The organism is Nocardioides sp. B-3, assembly GCF_024703895.1.
Lineage (GTDB): Bacteria > Actinomycetota > Actinomycetes > Propionibacteriales > Nocardioidaceae > Nocardioides.
The window spans coordinates 2121576-2134899 of the sequence record NZ_CP087968.1; the positions used below are offsets into that span (position 1 = coordinate 2121576).

Genomic DNA, 13324 nt, shown 5'->3' on the forward strand with positions numbered 1-13324 from the left:
TCTTCGGATCGCCTAGTGTGCGCCTGTCGGGCCGGAGGTTCGACTGCCGGAGTGGGAGTTGTGCCTTGTCAGAGTTCTGGGACTGGTTGCTGCACGTCGACTGGACGTTGCAGCGCATCGACGAGCCGATGGAGTGGCTGGCGTTCGCGTCGATCCCGCTCTTCACCGCCGCGATCGGCTGGCTCATCAACCTGACCGGTCTGTGGATGCTGTTCTTCCCGATCCACTTCCACGGCTGGCAGGTGCGCGGCCTCGCCGACCTGACGCGCAAGGCGCCGCACAAGATCCGGGAGATCCCGGGGCTGCTCACCGGCGGCGTCGGCTGGCAGGGCATCGTCCCCGCCCGTGCCGCCAAGATGGGCAGCATCGCCGTGGACAAGGCGATCGCCAAGATCGGCACCCCGGCCGACTTCTACCAGCAGCTCGAGCCGGACCGCATCGCCGACCACATCGTCAGGGTCTTCGAGCCCGAGCTCCCCGAGCTCGTCGACTCGGTCATGCGACGCGAGCACCCGACCCTGTGGCGTGACCTGCCGGCGGTGGGCAAGCGCGCCGTCATCGCGCGGGTCCAGACGCAGCTCCCCGCCGTGGCCCGGTCGGTGACCGACCAGATCGGCGAGCACATCGATCAGCTGCTCGACCCCAAGCTGATGGTGATCAACCACTTCCGCGAGCACCCCGAGCTCGTCGTCCGGGTCTTCCGCGACATCGGCGCCCACGAGCTGCGGATGATGGTCCACTTCGGTGCCATCTTCGGCTTCCTGCTCGGCATCCCGGTCGCGTTCGCCGACCACTGGTTCCACCGGGCCCGGCTGCTGCCCGTCCTCGGCATCCTCGTGGGTTGGATCACCAACAAGCTCGGCATGTGGCTGATCTTCGAGCCGTTGGTCCCGACCCGGATCATGGGCTTCAAGTTCCACGGACTGTTCCTCAAGCGCCAGAACGAGGCCGCGGAGATCTACGCCCGGCTGATCGCCGACGAGGTCGTCACCCTCGAGCGGATCGGCGACTTCCTCCTCGACGGTCCGCGCGGCGACCGCACCCGGCAGATGCTGGTGACGGCCCTCGGCCCGGCCATCGACAAGGCCGCCGGCCCGCTGCGCGCGGCCGCCCGGATCGCCATCGGGCGCAAGTCCTACGACAACATCAAGGAGTCCTTCGCCGAGGAGGCGATGCTCCAGACCGTCCGGCCGTTCCACGACCCGGAGTTCAGCAAGCTGCAGTCCGTGCGGATCCGGGAGATGTTCTCGACCCGCACCAAGGCCCTGCCGCCGGACGAGTTCGTCGAGATGATGCGGTCGGCATTCAAGGAGGACGAGTGGATGCTTTACGCCCACGGCGCCATCATGGGGTTTGCAGGTGGGTTGATTCACTTGGCGATCTTTGGAGTGGGTGGCGGATGACGACCGAGCGTGATGTGACTGCCGGCGAGCTCGATTCGGCGTACGGCGACAAGCTGCCCGTCGAGGACAGCGTGCACGTGCCCGAGCCGATCGGGCCGGGCATGACCGACGTCCCCGGGCTCGCCCGGCTCGCGGCGTCCACGTGGCTGCACGGCACCGAGTGGGGCCTGATGACGTCGGCCAAGGTCGCCGGCCGACTTGCCCGGGCCACCACCGACCGAGAAGAGGCACAGTCGCTGGTCAAGGATGTCGGCAAGACCGCTCACCCGGTCTCCGACGTCACGCGCGCGTGTCCGCAGGCGCGCCGTTGCCGGTGATCCCGGCCCAGATCGGCGACTCCTTCGGCGAGCTGGCCGACCCCGTCCTCGCGCCGGGCCAGAAGTTCGCCGGCCAGCTCCAGTCGACGGGCCACCGGGTGATGCGGCGCGTCCCGAGCCTGCGCGAGCGGGGCAACGAGCTGCTCGAGCGCAGCCGCGACGTGTGGCGCACCGATTCCGCACACCCGGCCTACGAGCGCATCCTCGACGAGCTCGCGCCCGACGAGGCGCGGGTGCTGGTGCTGCTGATGCGTGGCGGACCGCAGCCGAGTGTCGACGTACGCACTGGTGGTGCGGTGGGCATGGTCAGCTCGACCCTCGTGAAGCCGGGGCTGACGATGATCGGCCCGCGCGCGGGGTGTCGCTACGTCGACCGGGTGCCGTCCTACCTGCACAACCTCTTTCGCCTCGGCATGGTCTGGTTCTCGCGCGAGCTGGTCAAGGACCCGATGGAGTACCAGGGTGCTCGAGGCCCAGCCCGACGTGATCGCGGCGATGAAGTCGGTGCGGCACGCGAAGGTGTTGCGGCGCTCGATCAACCTCACGCCGTTCGGCGAGGACTTCTGCCGCGCCGTGCTGGTGGACGCTGGAGATGCGAAGGACCTGCCCGACCACGCACAGCCCGAGGCTTGAGTCCCGGGTAAAGACTCCGCAAAGGGTCGGTCCGATCAGGGGGTCGCGACGTTTGTCGTACCACGCTGCGTGTAAAGTTCCTTGGCATGACGACAGTGGCTGAGAAGAGGGCGGGCGGGGAGGGCAGCTTCCGCGACCGGATGCACACCCTTCTGCGCGAATCGATCCTCGCGGCGGCCGCGACGCGTGCCAACAAGGTCGACTGGAGCCGAGGTCCCGCATCGCCGACATCGCGGAGGACGTCGGGGTCAGCCGGCAGACGATCTACAACGAGTTCGGCTCCAAGGACCGGCTCGGCCGGGCCCTGTTCGAGCACGAGATGGCTGCCTACACCGTCGGCATCCCGGAGACCACCAAGGAAGCCGGCTGCTTCAGTGAGGCCATCCGGGCGAGCGTGGTCTGGATCCTCGCGCAGGCGCGAGCCAACGAGATGGTGCAGCGCACCCTGCGCGACGCCCGGACCGGCAACGCCGGCACGGGAGACGCTCCTGCCGCTGCTGACGGTCAACGCCCACCACATCCTGCTGCCGGCGCGCGCCGCGCTCAGCGACTACTTCGAGTCGCGGTGGCCCTCTGGTGACCCCGATCGCGCCACGATCCCGGTGGAGCTCGTGATCCGGCTCGTGATGAGCATGGTGATCGTGCCGAGCGACTTTCCGGAGGACGTCTTGATCGACACGATCGTGCACATGGTGGAGCAGTCACTGGACGGCAGTCCCGTCTGATCTCGTGACCCGGCCAGCTGAGCGTCTGGTCACACCGGGCCACTTCAGTTCTTTGTGACCAGACGGGCCATGTCACGATTCACGTATGACTGAGTCAGCAGGCGGGCTGTTCCACGACCGGGTGCAGGGCCTGCTGCGCTCGTCCATCCTCGACGCGGCTCTGGGCCAAGGCCACCGAGGTCTCGTGGAGCCGGGTGCGGATGGCCGACCTCGCCGAGGTGGTCGGCGTCAGTCGGCAGACCATCTACAACGAGTTCGGCTCCAAGGATGACCTCGTCCCGGCGCTCTACGAGCGAGAGAAGGACCGCTTCATTGCGGGGTTCGAGGAGCGGATGGACGCGGGCGAGAGCCTCGACGTCGCGATGCGCGCCTCGATCATGTGGATGCTCGACGAGGTCGTCGAGCACCGGGTCCTGACTCGCATGGTCGCCGACGCGCGGGCGGGATCGACCGACGGTCTGATCCCACTGTTGACGGTGCACTCCGACGCCATCGTCAAGCCGGTGCGCGAGCAGGTCGTTCAGCTCCTCCTCGAGCGGTGGCCGAAGCTCGACCGGGAAGCGGTCGAGGTGAGCACCGAGCACACCGTCCGCTTCATCCCGGGACAGCTCGTCACGCCCACCGACCTCGATCGTGGGCGCATGGTCGACGGGATCCTCGCCATGACCACTGGGCCTCCAGCCCGGGCCCGTCAGCTGAGCTTCAGCAGGTCTGATCGCCCCACGCGGCGCGAACGGCTGCTGAGGACAACCGCATGCCGTCACGGAGAACGAGGCCGTAGACGTCGGCATCCGTGTCGTTCATGTCGGCGGCGTCGTCACCGGTGCTCGACATCGTGAAGACGCCATGCCCGATCACCCCCGGGTCTTCGACGGCCCGGGTGGAAGGCTGCCCGATCACCATCGGACCGGTGTCGAGCTGTCCGGTCTTCAAGCTGCTTGCCGCGAGCGTCACCTGACCGAGCCGGACCGAGTCCGGAGACGTGACCTTGAGGCTGCCCCAGCGCCCCAACAGGGGGATGTCGGCCCGCACCGGGGAGGCACAGGTCGTCCAGCTGTCCATCTGTGATGTCGACCATGGCAGCGCCGCGAGCGGAGTCCGTCGGGGACAGGCGGGTCACGCTGGTGTCCGACCCCACCCCGATCAGCAAGCTGTCAGCAGTCCCGTGGGACACCGACATCGTGATGGGCATCGTGCCGGAGAGTGCCAACGGAAACCAGCCGAGGAAGATGCCGGCCGCAAGTATGAGTGACACGACCGGGCCCGGAGTGCCGATCAGGAGAAAGCGAAAGAGCCTTACGCCACCGTGTGGCATGGTCGCGCCAGTCATGGATCCTGCCTCCGGTTGCGTCATGGAGCCGGATCCAGCGAGATGTCGGCGTTCTCGAGAAGGCCGAAGGAGGGCAGGGGCGTCAGCCGCCAGATGGCGACGCCACGGATGTCGCTCGTCTTCATGAAGCCGTACGTGCGTGAGTCGTCGGAGCCACCCCAGTTGTCGCCGATGACCCAGTAGGAGTCGTCGGGCACGGTGCTCCAGCGTGTTTGGCTCCGTTTGCCCGCGCTGCCGTCACTGCTGCAGCAGCCAAGGACGCGTGTGCCCACCCGGCCACGCCACCGGGGATTGTTCACCGTGAAGGTGCCGCTCCCGTCGGCAGGCCGCACCAGCACGGTCGGTCGGTCGCCTTGCGGCGTCTCGACGCTGACGCTGTCCCCCGGAAGTCCGATCACCCGCTTGATGACCGCGCTTCCCTCGAAACCGGCGAACGAGCCCCTCAACGATGTCGAAGCGCTCCGTAGTGCCCCCCGAAAGGATTCACGACGATTCGATCGCCGGTCGTGACTGTCGGCTCCATGCTGTCGCCCTGCACCACGACCGAGCTCGTGAACGCCGCGGCTATGACGAGCAGTGCACTCAGGACGACTGCTGTCAGTACCCAACCCAGCCCGCGCAGGATCGCCGAGCCGCGCTCGTCATGAAACCGCATGATGACCCTCCGGGGGTGAGTAGAACGAGCCCAAACCATAGTGGATTCTGGTTGACGTTGAGGCAGTTTCGTCAAGTGAACGACATTTTGCATCATTTTGTAGACAGCCTCGGCAGCGGCACCTAGTGTGTCCAGTGGCTTCGCCCGTACCGGATGGGCGACAAGCCGATTCCCGGGAGGGAAACAAATGAACAAGCAGGGTATGGGTCGCACCCGCCTCGGTCGTTTCGCAGCCGTGACGGTCCCCGCGACGGTCTTGAGCGCCGGACTCGGCGTTGCCGTCCTCAACGGAATGGTGGGCGCGGCCTTCGCGTCGGCCGACTCCTTCAAGCTCACGTCGCCCAGCCTGTCGGCGACGGACCTCTCGGTCCGTCCCGGTTTCGCGGGTCCCGCCACGACGGCGGGCAGCAAGTCCAGCGCGGTCGCTGCTGTGTCTGGCGCCTCGGCCAACGGCCTCGGCATGGCCGTCACCAAGAACATCCCGGTCGTCGGCGACGTCAGCGTCGCCTTCTGCCCGGGCGGCACCAACTTCGTCCTCGGTGACACCCTGCTCAACGCGGCTGAGCTCAGCGCCAACGGGGCCGGCACGAAGATCGGCGGCGCGATCGTCGTCGGCGCCACGCAGAGCGGCGCCTCGTCGCTGGCCGGGTGGAGTGACGGCGACACCGGCTACGACACCGCTGGTAACGGGTCGGGATTCGCGCTCACCGCCAACGGTGACGCGACCAACCAGACCGTCATGAACGACCTGAGCGCGACGGCCTACCGTGCCGACCTGCCGGGTGGCCTGTCGGGACTGACCACCCTCGCGATCAAGACGGCCAAGAGCGCCACCGCGCCGACCTGCTGATCTCCTGACCAGCGCTGTGCGGTGTGGTCGAGGACCTCGTTCCTCGACCACACCGCCCGCGGTTCCGCAGACAAGCAGATGAGCTGAGACGAAGATGGACCTGATGACTGAGCCCGCAGCCACCCGCACCGACGAGACGCCGGAGGCGGCCGCCGCCCCGGGCCGGTGGACTCCTCGCGCGTGTTCGCGCCCGATTCGCACACTTCCGCAAGACCGGGCCGTTCTGGGGCTCGCTCGTGTTGGCACTTGGCGGCTACCTGATTCTTGATCCGGTTGTCGGCGGCAATGCCAGCTTCTTCGTCCAAACGGGGTTGCCGGCGTTTTTGCCGGTCTTCTCGGGCGGCGGCATCATGATCGCGGCCCCGGTGTGCATGGTGGCGCCGAGCCAGCGCATGTTCCCGGCGATCTTCGCGGCGCTGCTGGCCGTGGCGTCGTTGCCGCTGGCCAACCTCGGTGGCTTCGTCGTCGGGATGACACTCGGCATCATCGGTGCCGGCCTGTGCTTCGCCCTGGACGCCCTACTCCGAGAAGCAGCTGGCGAAGATGGCGTCGCGCGACGAGCGTCGGGCCGCCCGCCGATCGGCCAAGGCCGCCAAGTAGTCGCACCGAATTCTCGGGGAGCCGCCGTGAACGATCACGGCGTGAGGTTTGGGGAGCGGTCGGCGTGATCACGCCGACCGGGGAGAAATGGGAGCACCATGACCACATCTGGTAAGCGCGTCGACGCCCGCACGTCGTTGCGCCACCGAGTTGCGCAGGCGACCGGAGATCGAGTGAGTGCGCTGCGCAGAACGCGCCGCCGACCACAACAACCTCATGCTGGATGCCTCAGCTGAGCGCACCGGCACCCGCAAGCGGGGACTGCCACTGGTCGGGCTGGGTTTCGCGCTGCTCGGCGTGCTGGGCACCATGGTCTACCAGAGCGTGCTGGCGGTGAACTTCACCACCGGCAACTCCCAGATCAAGATCTACTCCAACTACCTCGACGCCCAGAAGGCAGCGGCCTACCTCGCGCCCTCGTCCAAGGCGTCCGCGCCGCAGGTCGGGGTGGCCGAGCTCGGCATCAAGACCGCGAAGCTCGCCGGCTTCTGCGCGATCACGACTGAGTCACTCGGGGTCCCGGGCGACTACTCACTCATGATCACGGCTGGCCGGGCGGTGCCGGACACGACTGCCTTCACCGGGACCGGCGTCCCGGCCGGCGTCACCACCGACACCGTGACGGGCAGCCTCAACGGCACGAGCGCGGCGCAGGCGATCAGCGCCAACAACCTCTTCCTGAACACGACGGAGATCAGCGGGTTCGGAAACCTGATCCAGGGGCATGAACCTCGGACAGTCTGCAGACACCGTTGCCACCTCTGCCGGACTCAGCTGGCCGGGTGCAGCCAACCCGACCGCAGGCACCTTCGGTCTCTACACCGATCGGCTCAACGTGGCTGCGCTGGGCGGTGCCGGCTACGGGCTCAACCCGGCCGGCGACATCACCCTGCCCAAGCTGAACCTGCGCGTCGTCCGGGGGTGCCAAGACCCAAAACGATTGCTCCTGAGCCGTGGTGTCCCGCGCTGACCGACGAGGCGCCCGAAGTGAGCACGGCAACTTCGGCACGCGACGGCGCGTCGCGCCTGCCGTCGCCGCCGGATTTGCTGCGCTCATGGTCATTCAGTCCCCGGTGTCCTCGACCGCCATGGCAGTGAACATCACGACCAGCGACCAGCACTTCAAGGTCTACTCGAACTACGTGCAGGGTGTGTACGGCGCAGCCTTCACGGCCCCGAACAACGGCACCGGCCCGACCGACAACATCGGGGTGACTGAGATCGGCTTCAAGAACGCGAAGCTTGCCGGGCTGTGCCTGATCACCACGCAGGAGTTGGGGCCGATCGGCACCACGTCGGTGATCATCACCGGGGGCGTGCCCGTCAAGGCGTCGTTCGACCACAGTGCCCCTGGACGCCACGGATGCAAACGGCGATCCGATCGAGCTCGACGCCAACGGTCTCCCTGACCGGCCAGAGCCCGGTGGATGCCGTCGACGTCTCGGACATGTACATGAGCACGGACAAGATCGAAGCGTTCGGCAACAAGTTCGCCGGCATGAATGTCGGCCAGAACGCCCCCGATGCGGCAGCAACGGCCGGTCTGGCCCGGCAGACCAGCGGCGGCGGTAGCGCCCCTCAGGACGGACAGAGCGGACTGATGGCCGAACGGATGAACCCGGGCCAGCTCGACGGCGGCTCCTTCGGCATCGAGATGGCGGGCGGAATGAAGCTCCCCGGCCTGCGCGTGCGCTCGATCAGGGGTGTCGCCACCCGTGCAGATTGTGCTCTCGAGGCAACAACCCCATGAATGAGACTGAGACGACCATGACCGACGAATCCACGCCCGACCTCTCTCCGACCGCTCAATGGTCACGGACGCTCGGAGCGCTGGTGCATGCCCGGGCGTGGTTCCGCGCTTCCGGCGCACGCGCCCCTTCTGGGGTGGACTGTGGACGATGCTCGCGGGCATCTGGATCATCCGGGCCATGGACTTCGGCCTCGGACTGGCCATCAGCGGAGGCTGGAACTACTCCGCCGGCTACACGCTCGGCGGCGCCTTGGTCCTTTTCGGACTCACGGCCCGGGTCGCCCCGCATTACAAGGGACTCGTGGGCATCCTCGCCTTCGCGGTTGCCCTGATCGCGTTCGTCGCGGCCAACCCGGGCGGCTACCTCGTCGGCACGGTGCTCGGCATCATCGGCGGATCGATGATCTGGGCCCGGGGGGAGAAGAAGCCGCGCCGTGCCAAGGGCACGCGGAGCGTCTCCGACGACAGCACGCACGGCGAGGACACGACGTGAACCTTGCCGTACGTCGCCAACGGCTGGTGCTCCTGTTCGTGCTGGTCCTCCCGGGCTGCCATTCCCCCGGTCGCGCCAGCACTCGATCCCGAGAAGTCGTCTGCGGCCCACGCGGCCATGCCGGAATGCCCCAAGAGTCCCGTCCCACTCACTGGCTTGGTGAACGGCAACGCGCTCTCCCCGGGCAACGGCACGACGGTCACGCCGTGCATCCCGAACGCGCCGATCCACATGCGCATCGGCTACGCCGACGGCGGAACCGGAGCCAGCGTCGCCGGCTCGACGACCCAGTTCACCACCGACGGCATCACGTTTCCCCGACGGGAGGTTCACGCGTACGAACACCACGTGCGCGGCGTGGATTCCCGGCAGCAGCACGATCGCCCAGCCGACGATCCTCAAGCTCGCCGACGGCACCCAGACGGCAGGCCCCAGCAACGTCGGCACCTACGGTTCGTGGCCGTGTGGGTCGACCGTCTCGACGCTCTACGCGAGGAACTCTGGCCGACGGGCTTCGCCCAGAGCGACGACGCGATGCTCGTCCACATGCGGCTGAAGAACCTGCAGATCCTCAAGAACGGCTACATGACCGTCGTCCCACAGGCGAATCCGGCTGCTCCGACTGCCGTGGGCACGGGGGAGTACAGGCTCACCTTCACTCCCGCCAACCGGGGCACCGTCGGCTGGAACATCGGCGACGCTTGCGTCTACACGGACCTGTGGCTCCGCGCAGACACGCACATCAAGGTCAACGTCTTCGGAATCAACACGACGGTGGGCGACCCGGCTGGTGATGACAGTCTGTGGGGCAGCATCCTCTCGAGCATCGCCACCGGCAATGTCGACGGCCTCGAGCTCGACGCATGGGTCTACTACATGAACACCAACAAGGGATCGTGCACGGGAACTCCCACGACCCTCAACATGCCGAACACCGGGATCGCGGTGACTCCATGACCGACGCACGCACCGAGACCCGGGGGCGGCTCGGGGTGAGGTGGGGTCGAGCGACGAGCATGAGCCTGCTCGGAATCGGATGCACCGCGCTCCTCGCCGTCCAATCGGTGTCCAGCTCGGTGTTCGGCCCGGGTGGTGCCACCCTCGTGGTCCAGGGACAGAAGGCCGAGTTCAGCACCGCCAAGCTGAGTACCTCCAACGTCGGGTTCGGCATGATCCCGATCAGGCTGCGCCCCAGCGGCGCCAGCACCGATGGCACAGCCGACGTCAACAAGTACGTCCTGCGCATGGGCTTCGCGGCCGGTGCCCTCGACGGGTTCTGCTTCTCCCAGACCGAGACCATCGCCGGCCTGCCCTTCACCATCCGCGTGATCTCGGGCAGCAACGACCTCAACGTCACAGATGTGGGCGGAAAGAACGTGCAGTTCGACGTGACGACAGCGAGCTCGTCCGCAGCGCCGAACACCAGTGGCAACGGCATCGCCCTTCGCGGCAACGTGTCCCCCGGGGGTTTCCAGCCAGTCGATCACCACGTGGAAGGACAGCGGCGGTGTCGATGTCGTGAACCCGCTCGACGGACCGGAGAGCTATGCCGGCGTCAATGGCCGGCTGTTCGGTGTCGATTCCGATGTCGGTGACCTGTTCAACGTCAAGGGCGACATCTATGACGCCGTGATCGAAGGGCCGATCACGATCCGCAACTTGAGCATCAAGGTCGTGCCCGGGACGGCTGCCACTCAGGGGTGCAAGTCCCAGCCGATCCCTTATTGAGAGGGGGCGCCGGGGGCCTCACCAGCACGAGCCAGCATCAGGGTGTGAGCGACGGTCATCTCGACCGCCGTCTCGATGAACTCCTGCGTTGTCAGGATGCTGCTGGGGAGAGGGTGACTCGGCTCTGGCCCGGGCGGATGACCATCTCCGCCACCTGCTGGGCCTCGAGGGTGGTGGGTCCTGCCCAGCGCTCGAGGAAGGCGTCGGCGAGCTGCTCGCGCAGCGGGCGGATGAAGATGTCGGCGTGCACGGTCAGCATCGGTAGCAACGACTCCCGGTCCCCGTGCTGGTGGGCGGTGAGGATGCGATTGAGGAGTGCGGACTCCCCGGCTTCCTTCAGCATCCACGTGAAGGCGGCGCGCACCGCGTCGCGGAACGAGTCGGCGGCCCGGACCTGTTCCACCATGCCGTCGCCGAAACGCGTGACCTCCCGCTCGAACAGTGCGGTGCCGAGCTGGTCCTTGGTGCCGAACTCGTTGTAGATCGTCTGTCGGCTGATACCGACCGTCTCGGCGACGTCCGCGATCCGCACGTCGGTCCAGTCGCGACCCGCGGCGGCTTCGGAGGCCGCATCGAGGATCGACTCGCGCATCAGCTCGTGCATGCGTGCCCGGAACCCGTTCGCACCTTCGCCCATCCCCGAAGTCTACGAGTGACAACATCTGTCAACGGGATTGACGTCGCGACGACCAGCCCTACGACGCGATATCGGCGTCTGTTGTGCGAACGGCCGCCTCGGCCCCGGCCCGCTGCTGCGCACGCACGACGAGGTCGTGGAGCTCCATGTTGACCTTCTCGGGAGCCTCCAGCATCGCCATGTGGCCGCTGTGCGGGATCGCGACCATCCGTGCACCGTCGATCATCCGGGCCAGCTCGAGCTGGATCGCGGTGGGGATCAGCCGGTCGCGACCGGGATTGATCGTCACGACCGTGGTGCACTCCGAGCGCGGGGACCGCGTCCCGCTCGTCGTGGGTCATCACCGCGCGCAGTGCCATTGCGGCGACGTGCAGGCGGTTGCGCCACATCGTCGCGGAGGTGATCGCGACGGCGTCGTCGGCTGCGTCGCTCGCGTGCGCCAGCAGGTTGGCGGAGAGGAGGTAGGGCCCGACGCCCAGCAGCCGGGCCATGCCGACCGGCATCAGGCCGAGCAGGGCGATCATCGCCACGGCGTAGCGGCGCACGATCCAGTGTGCGGGCGTCAGGAAGTGCGGCAGGCCGAGGGTCATCTGCTTGTCGAGCGGTCCGGCGCCGGTCGCGACCAGCATCACGCCGTCGACGCGCTCCTTGATGATCGACAGGTGCGACTGGGCGAAGGCCATCAGGGTCATGCCACCCATCGAGTGGCCGACGAGCACGAGCCGGCCGGTCGGTGCGACCGCCTCGATGACGCTGGCGAGGTCGCCGGCCAGCTGCCGCACGCCCCTCTCGCCCCGATCGAGACCCTCCCAGCTGGACAAGCCGTGACCACGCTGGTCGTAGAACACGCGGCGGACGCCGGACTCGTTCAGCGCCTCACGCTGGAAGTGCCACGTGCTGAGGTCCATGTACCAGCCGTGGCAGAACACGACCGTGACATCGGCATCCTCGGGGCCGTCCACCTCGACGTGCAGGCGGGTGCCGTCAGCGGAGACGACTTCCCGGACGCTCCCTCCGCGCCCGGTCGCGTCGTCAGTGTGCGCCGTACGGCCCGGACCCGTGCGGTGTGCCGAGATCAACCACGCACCGATCGCCCCCACAGCGAGCAGTGCGCCGCCACCCACGACCACCGGGGCGAGGCCGAGGTGCACCGGGCTCAGGATGTAGAAGACGGCCGCCAGCGCTGCCGGGCTGGCGCCGATCGTCAGGATCAGCACCACCGCCAGCTCGATGCTGCGGAGCGGGGTGACGAACGTGAGCTGCGGGTTCTTCTGCATGAGTCGCCGGTCTCCCTGCCGGCCGTGTCCGGGCCTCCCAACCGTGGACACAGTGTCCGCACCGGATCGTGGACAGATCGCACCTTAATGTCACCGGGAGTTACATGACACCCTTTGACGTAAAATCTTGGGAGGTGAACGTGGTTGCGTCAACCGAGGCGTCGCCGCTCGGATGCCCCGACGCGGGTCGTCCGGCCCCGTGTCCGCCCGCTGGCCCGCGGCGTGGCCGTCGGCGATGCCGCCGCCGGACAGGTAGCGCGGTCGGGCGGTGCGCAGCTGCGGGTAGGCGTCGGCCGCGGACCGCTCCGCAATGGACGCCCGGTCGGCGAGCACCAGCGCAGCCGAGGTGCCGGCCGCGGCGAAGTCCGACTCCGATTCCTTCGCGGCGCAGGCCTCCGCCTCCTCGAGCCGACGCCTGATCGCGGAGGCGAACCCCAGCCACCGGGTCCGGCGGTATGCCGCAGCGTGCTCGCCCCTCGGCACCGGCCGCCGCGTCAGCTCGCCGGCGCCCCGGGACCAGCAGGCTCGTCAGCAGCATCTCCGCCAGCACCGGGTCGGTCGTGTGGCCGAACAGGTGCAACGAGTAGGCCTTCCCTTCCTCGGTCCAGCGCTGGCGGAGCACCGCGCTGCAGCGCAGTCCGCGAGCCACGGCCGATCCCGGGCTGCCCTTCTCATAGGCGTACGGCGCCAACAGCTCAACGGTGAGGTCGCCGACCACCTCGCGGCCCGGATCGCTGGCCGCGAGCAGCGCGGCGTCGACGCCGTGGCGCGCCATCAGCTCGGCCGCCTTCGCGTTGAACGCCTCCGACTCGGCCGGAGTGGCGGCCGCATCCTCCGCCTGCGCGAGCAGCTTGCGGATCCGGGCCAGCTTGTCGTCGTGCATTCCATTCCCCCTGACGTGAGGCGAGCAGGATTGCAGGCGGCAC

21 protein-coding genes and 1 pseudogene are annotated in these 13324 nt (G+C 67.9%); 17 read left to right on the forward strand and 5 right to left on the reverse strand.

Going from position 1 to position 13324, the window contains the following annotated elements; translation table 11 throughout:
• Positions 1-65 precede the first annotated feature (65 nt).
• From LP418_RS14010 to LP418_RS14045, 9 genes and pseudogenes are all read left to right on the forward strand, one after another.
• Positions 66-1403, forward strand: coding sequence for a hypothetical protein (locus LP418_RS14010; protein ID WP_257956736.1), 1338 nt, complete (start codon positions 66-68; stop codon positions 1401-1403).
• Positions 1400-1720, forward strand: a complete 321-nt coding sequence (locus LP418_RS14015) for a hypothetical protein (protein WP_257956737.1) — start codon at positions 1400-1402, stop codon at positions 1718-1720. Before LP418_RS14010 ends, LP418_RS14015 begins: the two co-directional genes overlap by 4 nt.
• On the forward strand, positions 1693-2364 hold the full coding sequence (locus tag LP418_RS14020; RefSeq protein ID WP_257956738.1) for a DUF4393 domain-containing protein: 672 nt from the start codon (positions 1693-1695) through the stop codon (positions 2362-2364). Before LP418_RS14015 ends, LP418_RS14020 begins: the two co-directional genes overlap by 28 nt.
• Positions 2365-2582: 218 nt before the next feature.
• Positions 2583-2642 (forward strand): annotated as a pseudogene (locus LP418_RS33460) (hypothetical protein); the annotation flags it as partial.
• 30 nt (positions 2643-2672) lie between these two features.
• Complete coding sequence (locus LP418_RS14025; protein ID WP_257957333.1) at positions 2673-2933, forward strand: hypothetical protein; 261 nt, start codon at positions 2673-2675, stop codon at positions 2931-2933.
• The gene (locus LP418_RS14030) at positions 2878-3078 is read left to right on the forward strand and encodes a hypothetical protein (RefSeq protein ID WP_257957042.1); all 201 of its coding nucleotides are present in this window, start codon (positions 2878-2880) and stop codon (positions 3076-3078) included. The genes LP418_RS14025 and LP418_RS14030 overlap by 56 nt, the downstream gene beginning before the upstream one ends.
• A gap of 85 nt (positions 3079-3163) precedes the next feature.
• The gene (locus tag LP418_RS14035) at positions 3164-3349 is read left to right on the forward strand and encodes a hypothetical protein (RefSeq protein WP_257956739.1); all 186 of its coding nucleotides are present in this window, start codon (positions 3164-3166) and stop codon (positions 3347-3349) included.
• Complete coding sequence (locus LP418_RS14040; protein WP_257956740.1) at positions 3279-3917, forward strand: TetR/AcrR family transcriptional regulator; 639 nt, start codon at positions 3279-3281, stop codon at positions 3915-3917. The genes LP418_RS14035 and LP418_RS14040 overlap by 71 nt, the downstream gene beginning before the upstream one ends.
• On the forward strand, positions 3902-4036 hold the full coding sequence (locus LP418_RS14045) for a hypothetical protein (RefSeq protein WP_257956741.1): 135 nt from the start codon (positions 3902-3904) through the stop codon (positions 4034-4036). Before LP418_RS14040 ends, LP418_RS14045 begins: the two co-directional genes overlap by 16 nt.
• Before the next feature lie 392 nt (positions 4037-4428).
• On the opposite strand, the gene lepB is transcribed toward LP418_RS14045, so the two are convergent.
• Both lepB and LP418_RS33465 read right to left on the reverse strand, forming a co-directional pair.
• Positions 4429-4854, reverse strand: coding sequence for a signal peptidase I (gene lepB, locus LP418_RS14050; protein ID WP_257956742.1), 426 nt, complete (start codon positions 4852-4854; stop codon positions 4429-4431).
• Positions 4851-5159: a S26 family signal peptidase gene (locus LP418_RS33465; protein WP_442940199.1), complete on the reverse strand. Its 309-nt coding sequence runs from the start codon at positions 5157-5159 to the stop codon at positions 4851-4853. The genes lepB and LP418_RS33465 overlap by 4 nt, the downstream gene beginning before the upstream one ends.
• 139 nt (positions 5160-5298) lie before the next feature.
• On the opposite strand from LP418_RS33465, the gene LP418_RS14055 reads away from it, so the two are divergent.
• From LP418_RS14055 to LP418_RS14090, 8 genes are all read left to right on the forward strand, one after another.
• Complete coding sequence (locus LP418_RS14055) at positions 5299-5913, forward strand: hypothetical protein (RefSeq protein ID WP_257956743.1); 615 nt, start codon at positions 5299-5301, stop codon at positions 5911-5913.
• Positions 5914-6020: 107 nt separating this feature from the next.
• Positions 6021-6581, forward strand: coding sequence for a DUF6114 domain-containing protein (locus LP418_RS14060; protein ID WP_257957043.1), 561 nt, complete (start codon positions 6021-6023; stop codon positions 6579-6581).
• 148 nt (positions 6582-6729) lie between these two features.
• Complete coding sequence (locus LP418_RS14065; protein ID WP_257956744.1) at positions 6730-7611, forward strand: DUF6230 family protein; 882 nt, start codon at positions 6730-6732, stop codon at positions 7609-7611.
• Positions 7602-7922, forward strand: a complete 321-nt coding sequence (locus tag LP418_RS14070) for a DUF6230 family protein (protein WP_257956745.1) — start codon at positions 7602-7604, stop codon at positions 7920-7922. The genes LP418_RS14065 and LP418_RS14070 overlap by 10 nt, the downstream gene beginning before the upstream one ends.
• A gap of 14 nt (positions 7923-7936) precedes the next feature.
• Complete coding sequence (locus LP418_RS14075) at positions 7937-8263, forward strand: hypothetical protein (protein ID WP_257956746.1); 327 nt, start codon at positions 7937-7939, stop codon at positions 8261-8263.
• 148 nt (positions 8264-8411) lie between these two features.
• On the forward strand, positions 8412-8756 hold the full coding sequence (locus LP418_RS14080; protein ID WP_257956747.1) for a DUF6114 domain-containing protein: 345 nt from the start codon (positions 8412-8414) through the stop codon (positions 8754-8756).
• Between the two features lie 159 nt (positions 8757-8915).
• Entirely contained in the window at positions 8916-9713 is a 798-nt protein-coding gene (locus tag LP418_RS14085) for a hypothetical protein (protein WP_257956748.1), read from the forward strand.
• Positions 9710-10351: a DUF6230 family protein gene (locus tag LP418_RS14090; protein ID WP_257956749.1), complete on the forward strand. Its 642-nt coding sequence runs from the start codon at positions 9710-9712 to the stop codon at positions 10349-10351. The genes LP418_RS14085 and LP418_RS14090 overlap by 4 nt, the downstream gene beginning before the upstream one ends.
• Before the next feature lie 224 nt (positions 10352-10575).
• Here the strand turns inward: LP418_RS14090 and LP418_RS14095 are convergent, their stop codons facing one another.
• The 3 genes from LP418_RS14095 to LP418_RS14105 form a co-directional block, all read right to left on the reverse strand.
• Positions 10576-11088, reverse strand: coding sequence for a TetR/AcrR family transcriptional regulator (locus LP418_RS14095; protein WP_257956750.1), 513 nt, complete (start codon positions 11086-11088; stop codon positions 10576-10578).
• Positions 11076-12398: an alpha/beta fold hydrolase gene (locus LP418_RS14100; RefSeq protein ID WP_257956751.1), complete on the reverse strand. Its 1323-nt coding sequence runs from the start codon at positions 12396-12398 to the stop codon at positions 11076-11078. Before LP418_RS14100 ends, LP418_RS14095 begins: the two co-directional genes overlap by 13 nt.
• Before the next feature lie 100 nt (positions 12399-12498).
• Positions 12499-13281: a DUF2786 domain-containing protein gene (locus tag LP418_RS14105; RefSeq protein ID WP_257956752.1), complete on the reverse strand. Its 783-nt coding sequence runs from the start codon at positions 13279-13281 to the stop codon at positions 12499-12501.
• Positions 13282-13324 lie beyond the last annotated feature (43 nt).

Bases quoted from the DNA above. Each gene is read 5' to 3' on its own strand.
- LP418_RS14015 (WP_257956737.1), top strand. From the start codon at position 1,400: ATGACGACCGAGCGTGATGTGACTGCCGGCGAGCTCGATTCGGCGTAC.
- LP418_RS14025 (WP_257957333.1), top strand. From the start codon at position 2,673: ATGGCTGCCTACACCGTCGGCATCCCGGAGACCACCAAGGAAGCCGGC.
- LP418_RS14035 (WP_257956739.1), top strand. From the start codon at position 3,164: ATGACTGAGTCAGCAGGCGGGCTGTTCCACGACCGGGTGCAGGGCCTG.
- LP418_RS14040 (WP_257956740.1), top strand. From the start codon at position 3,279: ATGGCCGACCTCGCCGAGGTGGTCGGCGTCAGTCGGCAGACCATCTAC.
- LP418_RS33465 (WP_442940199.1), bottom strand. From the start codon at position 5,159: ATGATGCAAAATGTCGTTCACTTGACGAAACTGCCTCAACGTCAACCA.
- LP418_RS14065 (WP_257956744.1), top strand. From the start codon at position 6,730: ATGCTGGATGCCTCAGCTGAGCGCACCGGCACCCGCAAGCGGGGACTG.
- LP418_RS14070 (WP_257956745.1), top strand. From the start codon at position 7,602: ATGGCAGTGAACATCACGACCAGCGACCAGCACTTCAAGGTCTACTCG.
- LP418_RS14080 (WP_257956747.1), top strand. From the start codon at position 8,412: ATGCTCGCGGGCATCTGGATCATCCGGGCCATGGACTTCGGCCTCGGA.
- LP418_RS14090 (WP_257956749.1), top strand. From the start codon at position 9,710: ATGACCGACGCACGCACCGAGACCCGGGGGCGGCTCGGGGTGAGGTGG.
- LP418_RS14095 (WP_257956750.1), bottom strand. From the start codon at position 11,088: ATGCACGAGCTGATGCGCGAGTCGATCCTCGATGCGGCCTCCGAAGCC.
- LP418_RS14100 (WP_257956751.1), bottom strand. From the start codon at position 12,398: ATGCAGAAGAACCCGCAGCTCACGTTCGTCACCCCGCTCCGCAGCATC.
- LP418_RS14105 (WP_257956752.1), bottom strand. From the start codon at position 13,281: ATGCACGACGACAAGCTGGCCCGGATCCGCAAGCTGCTCGCGCAGGCG.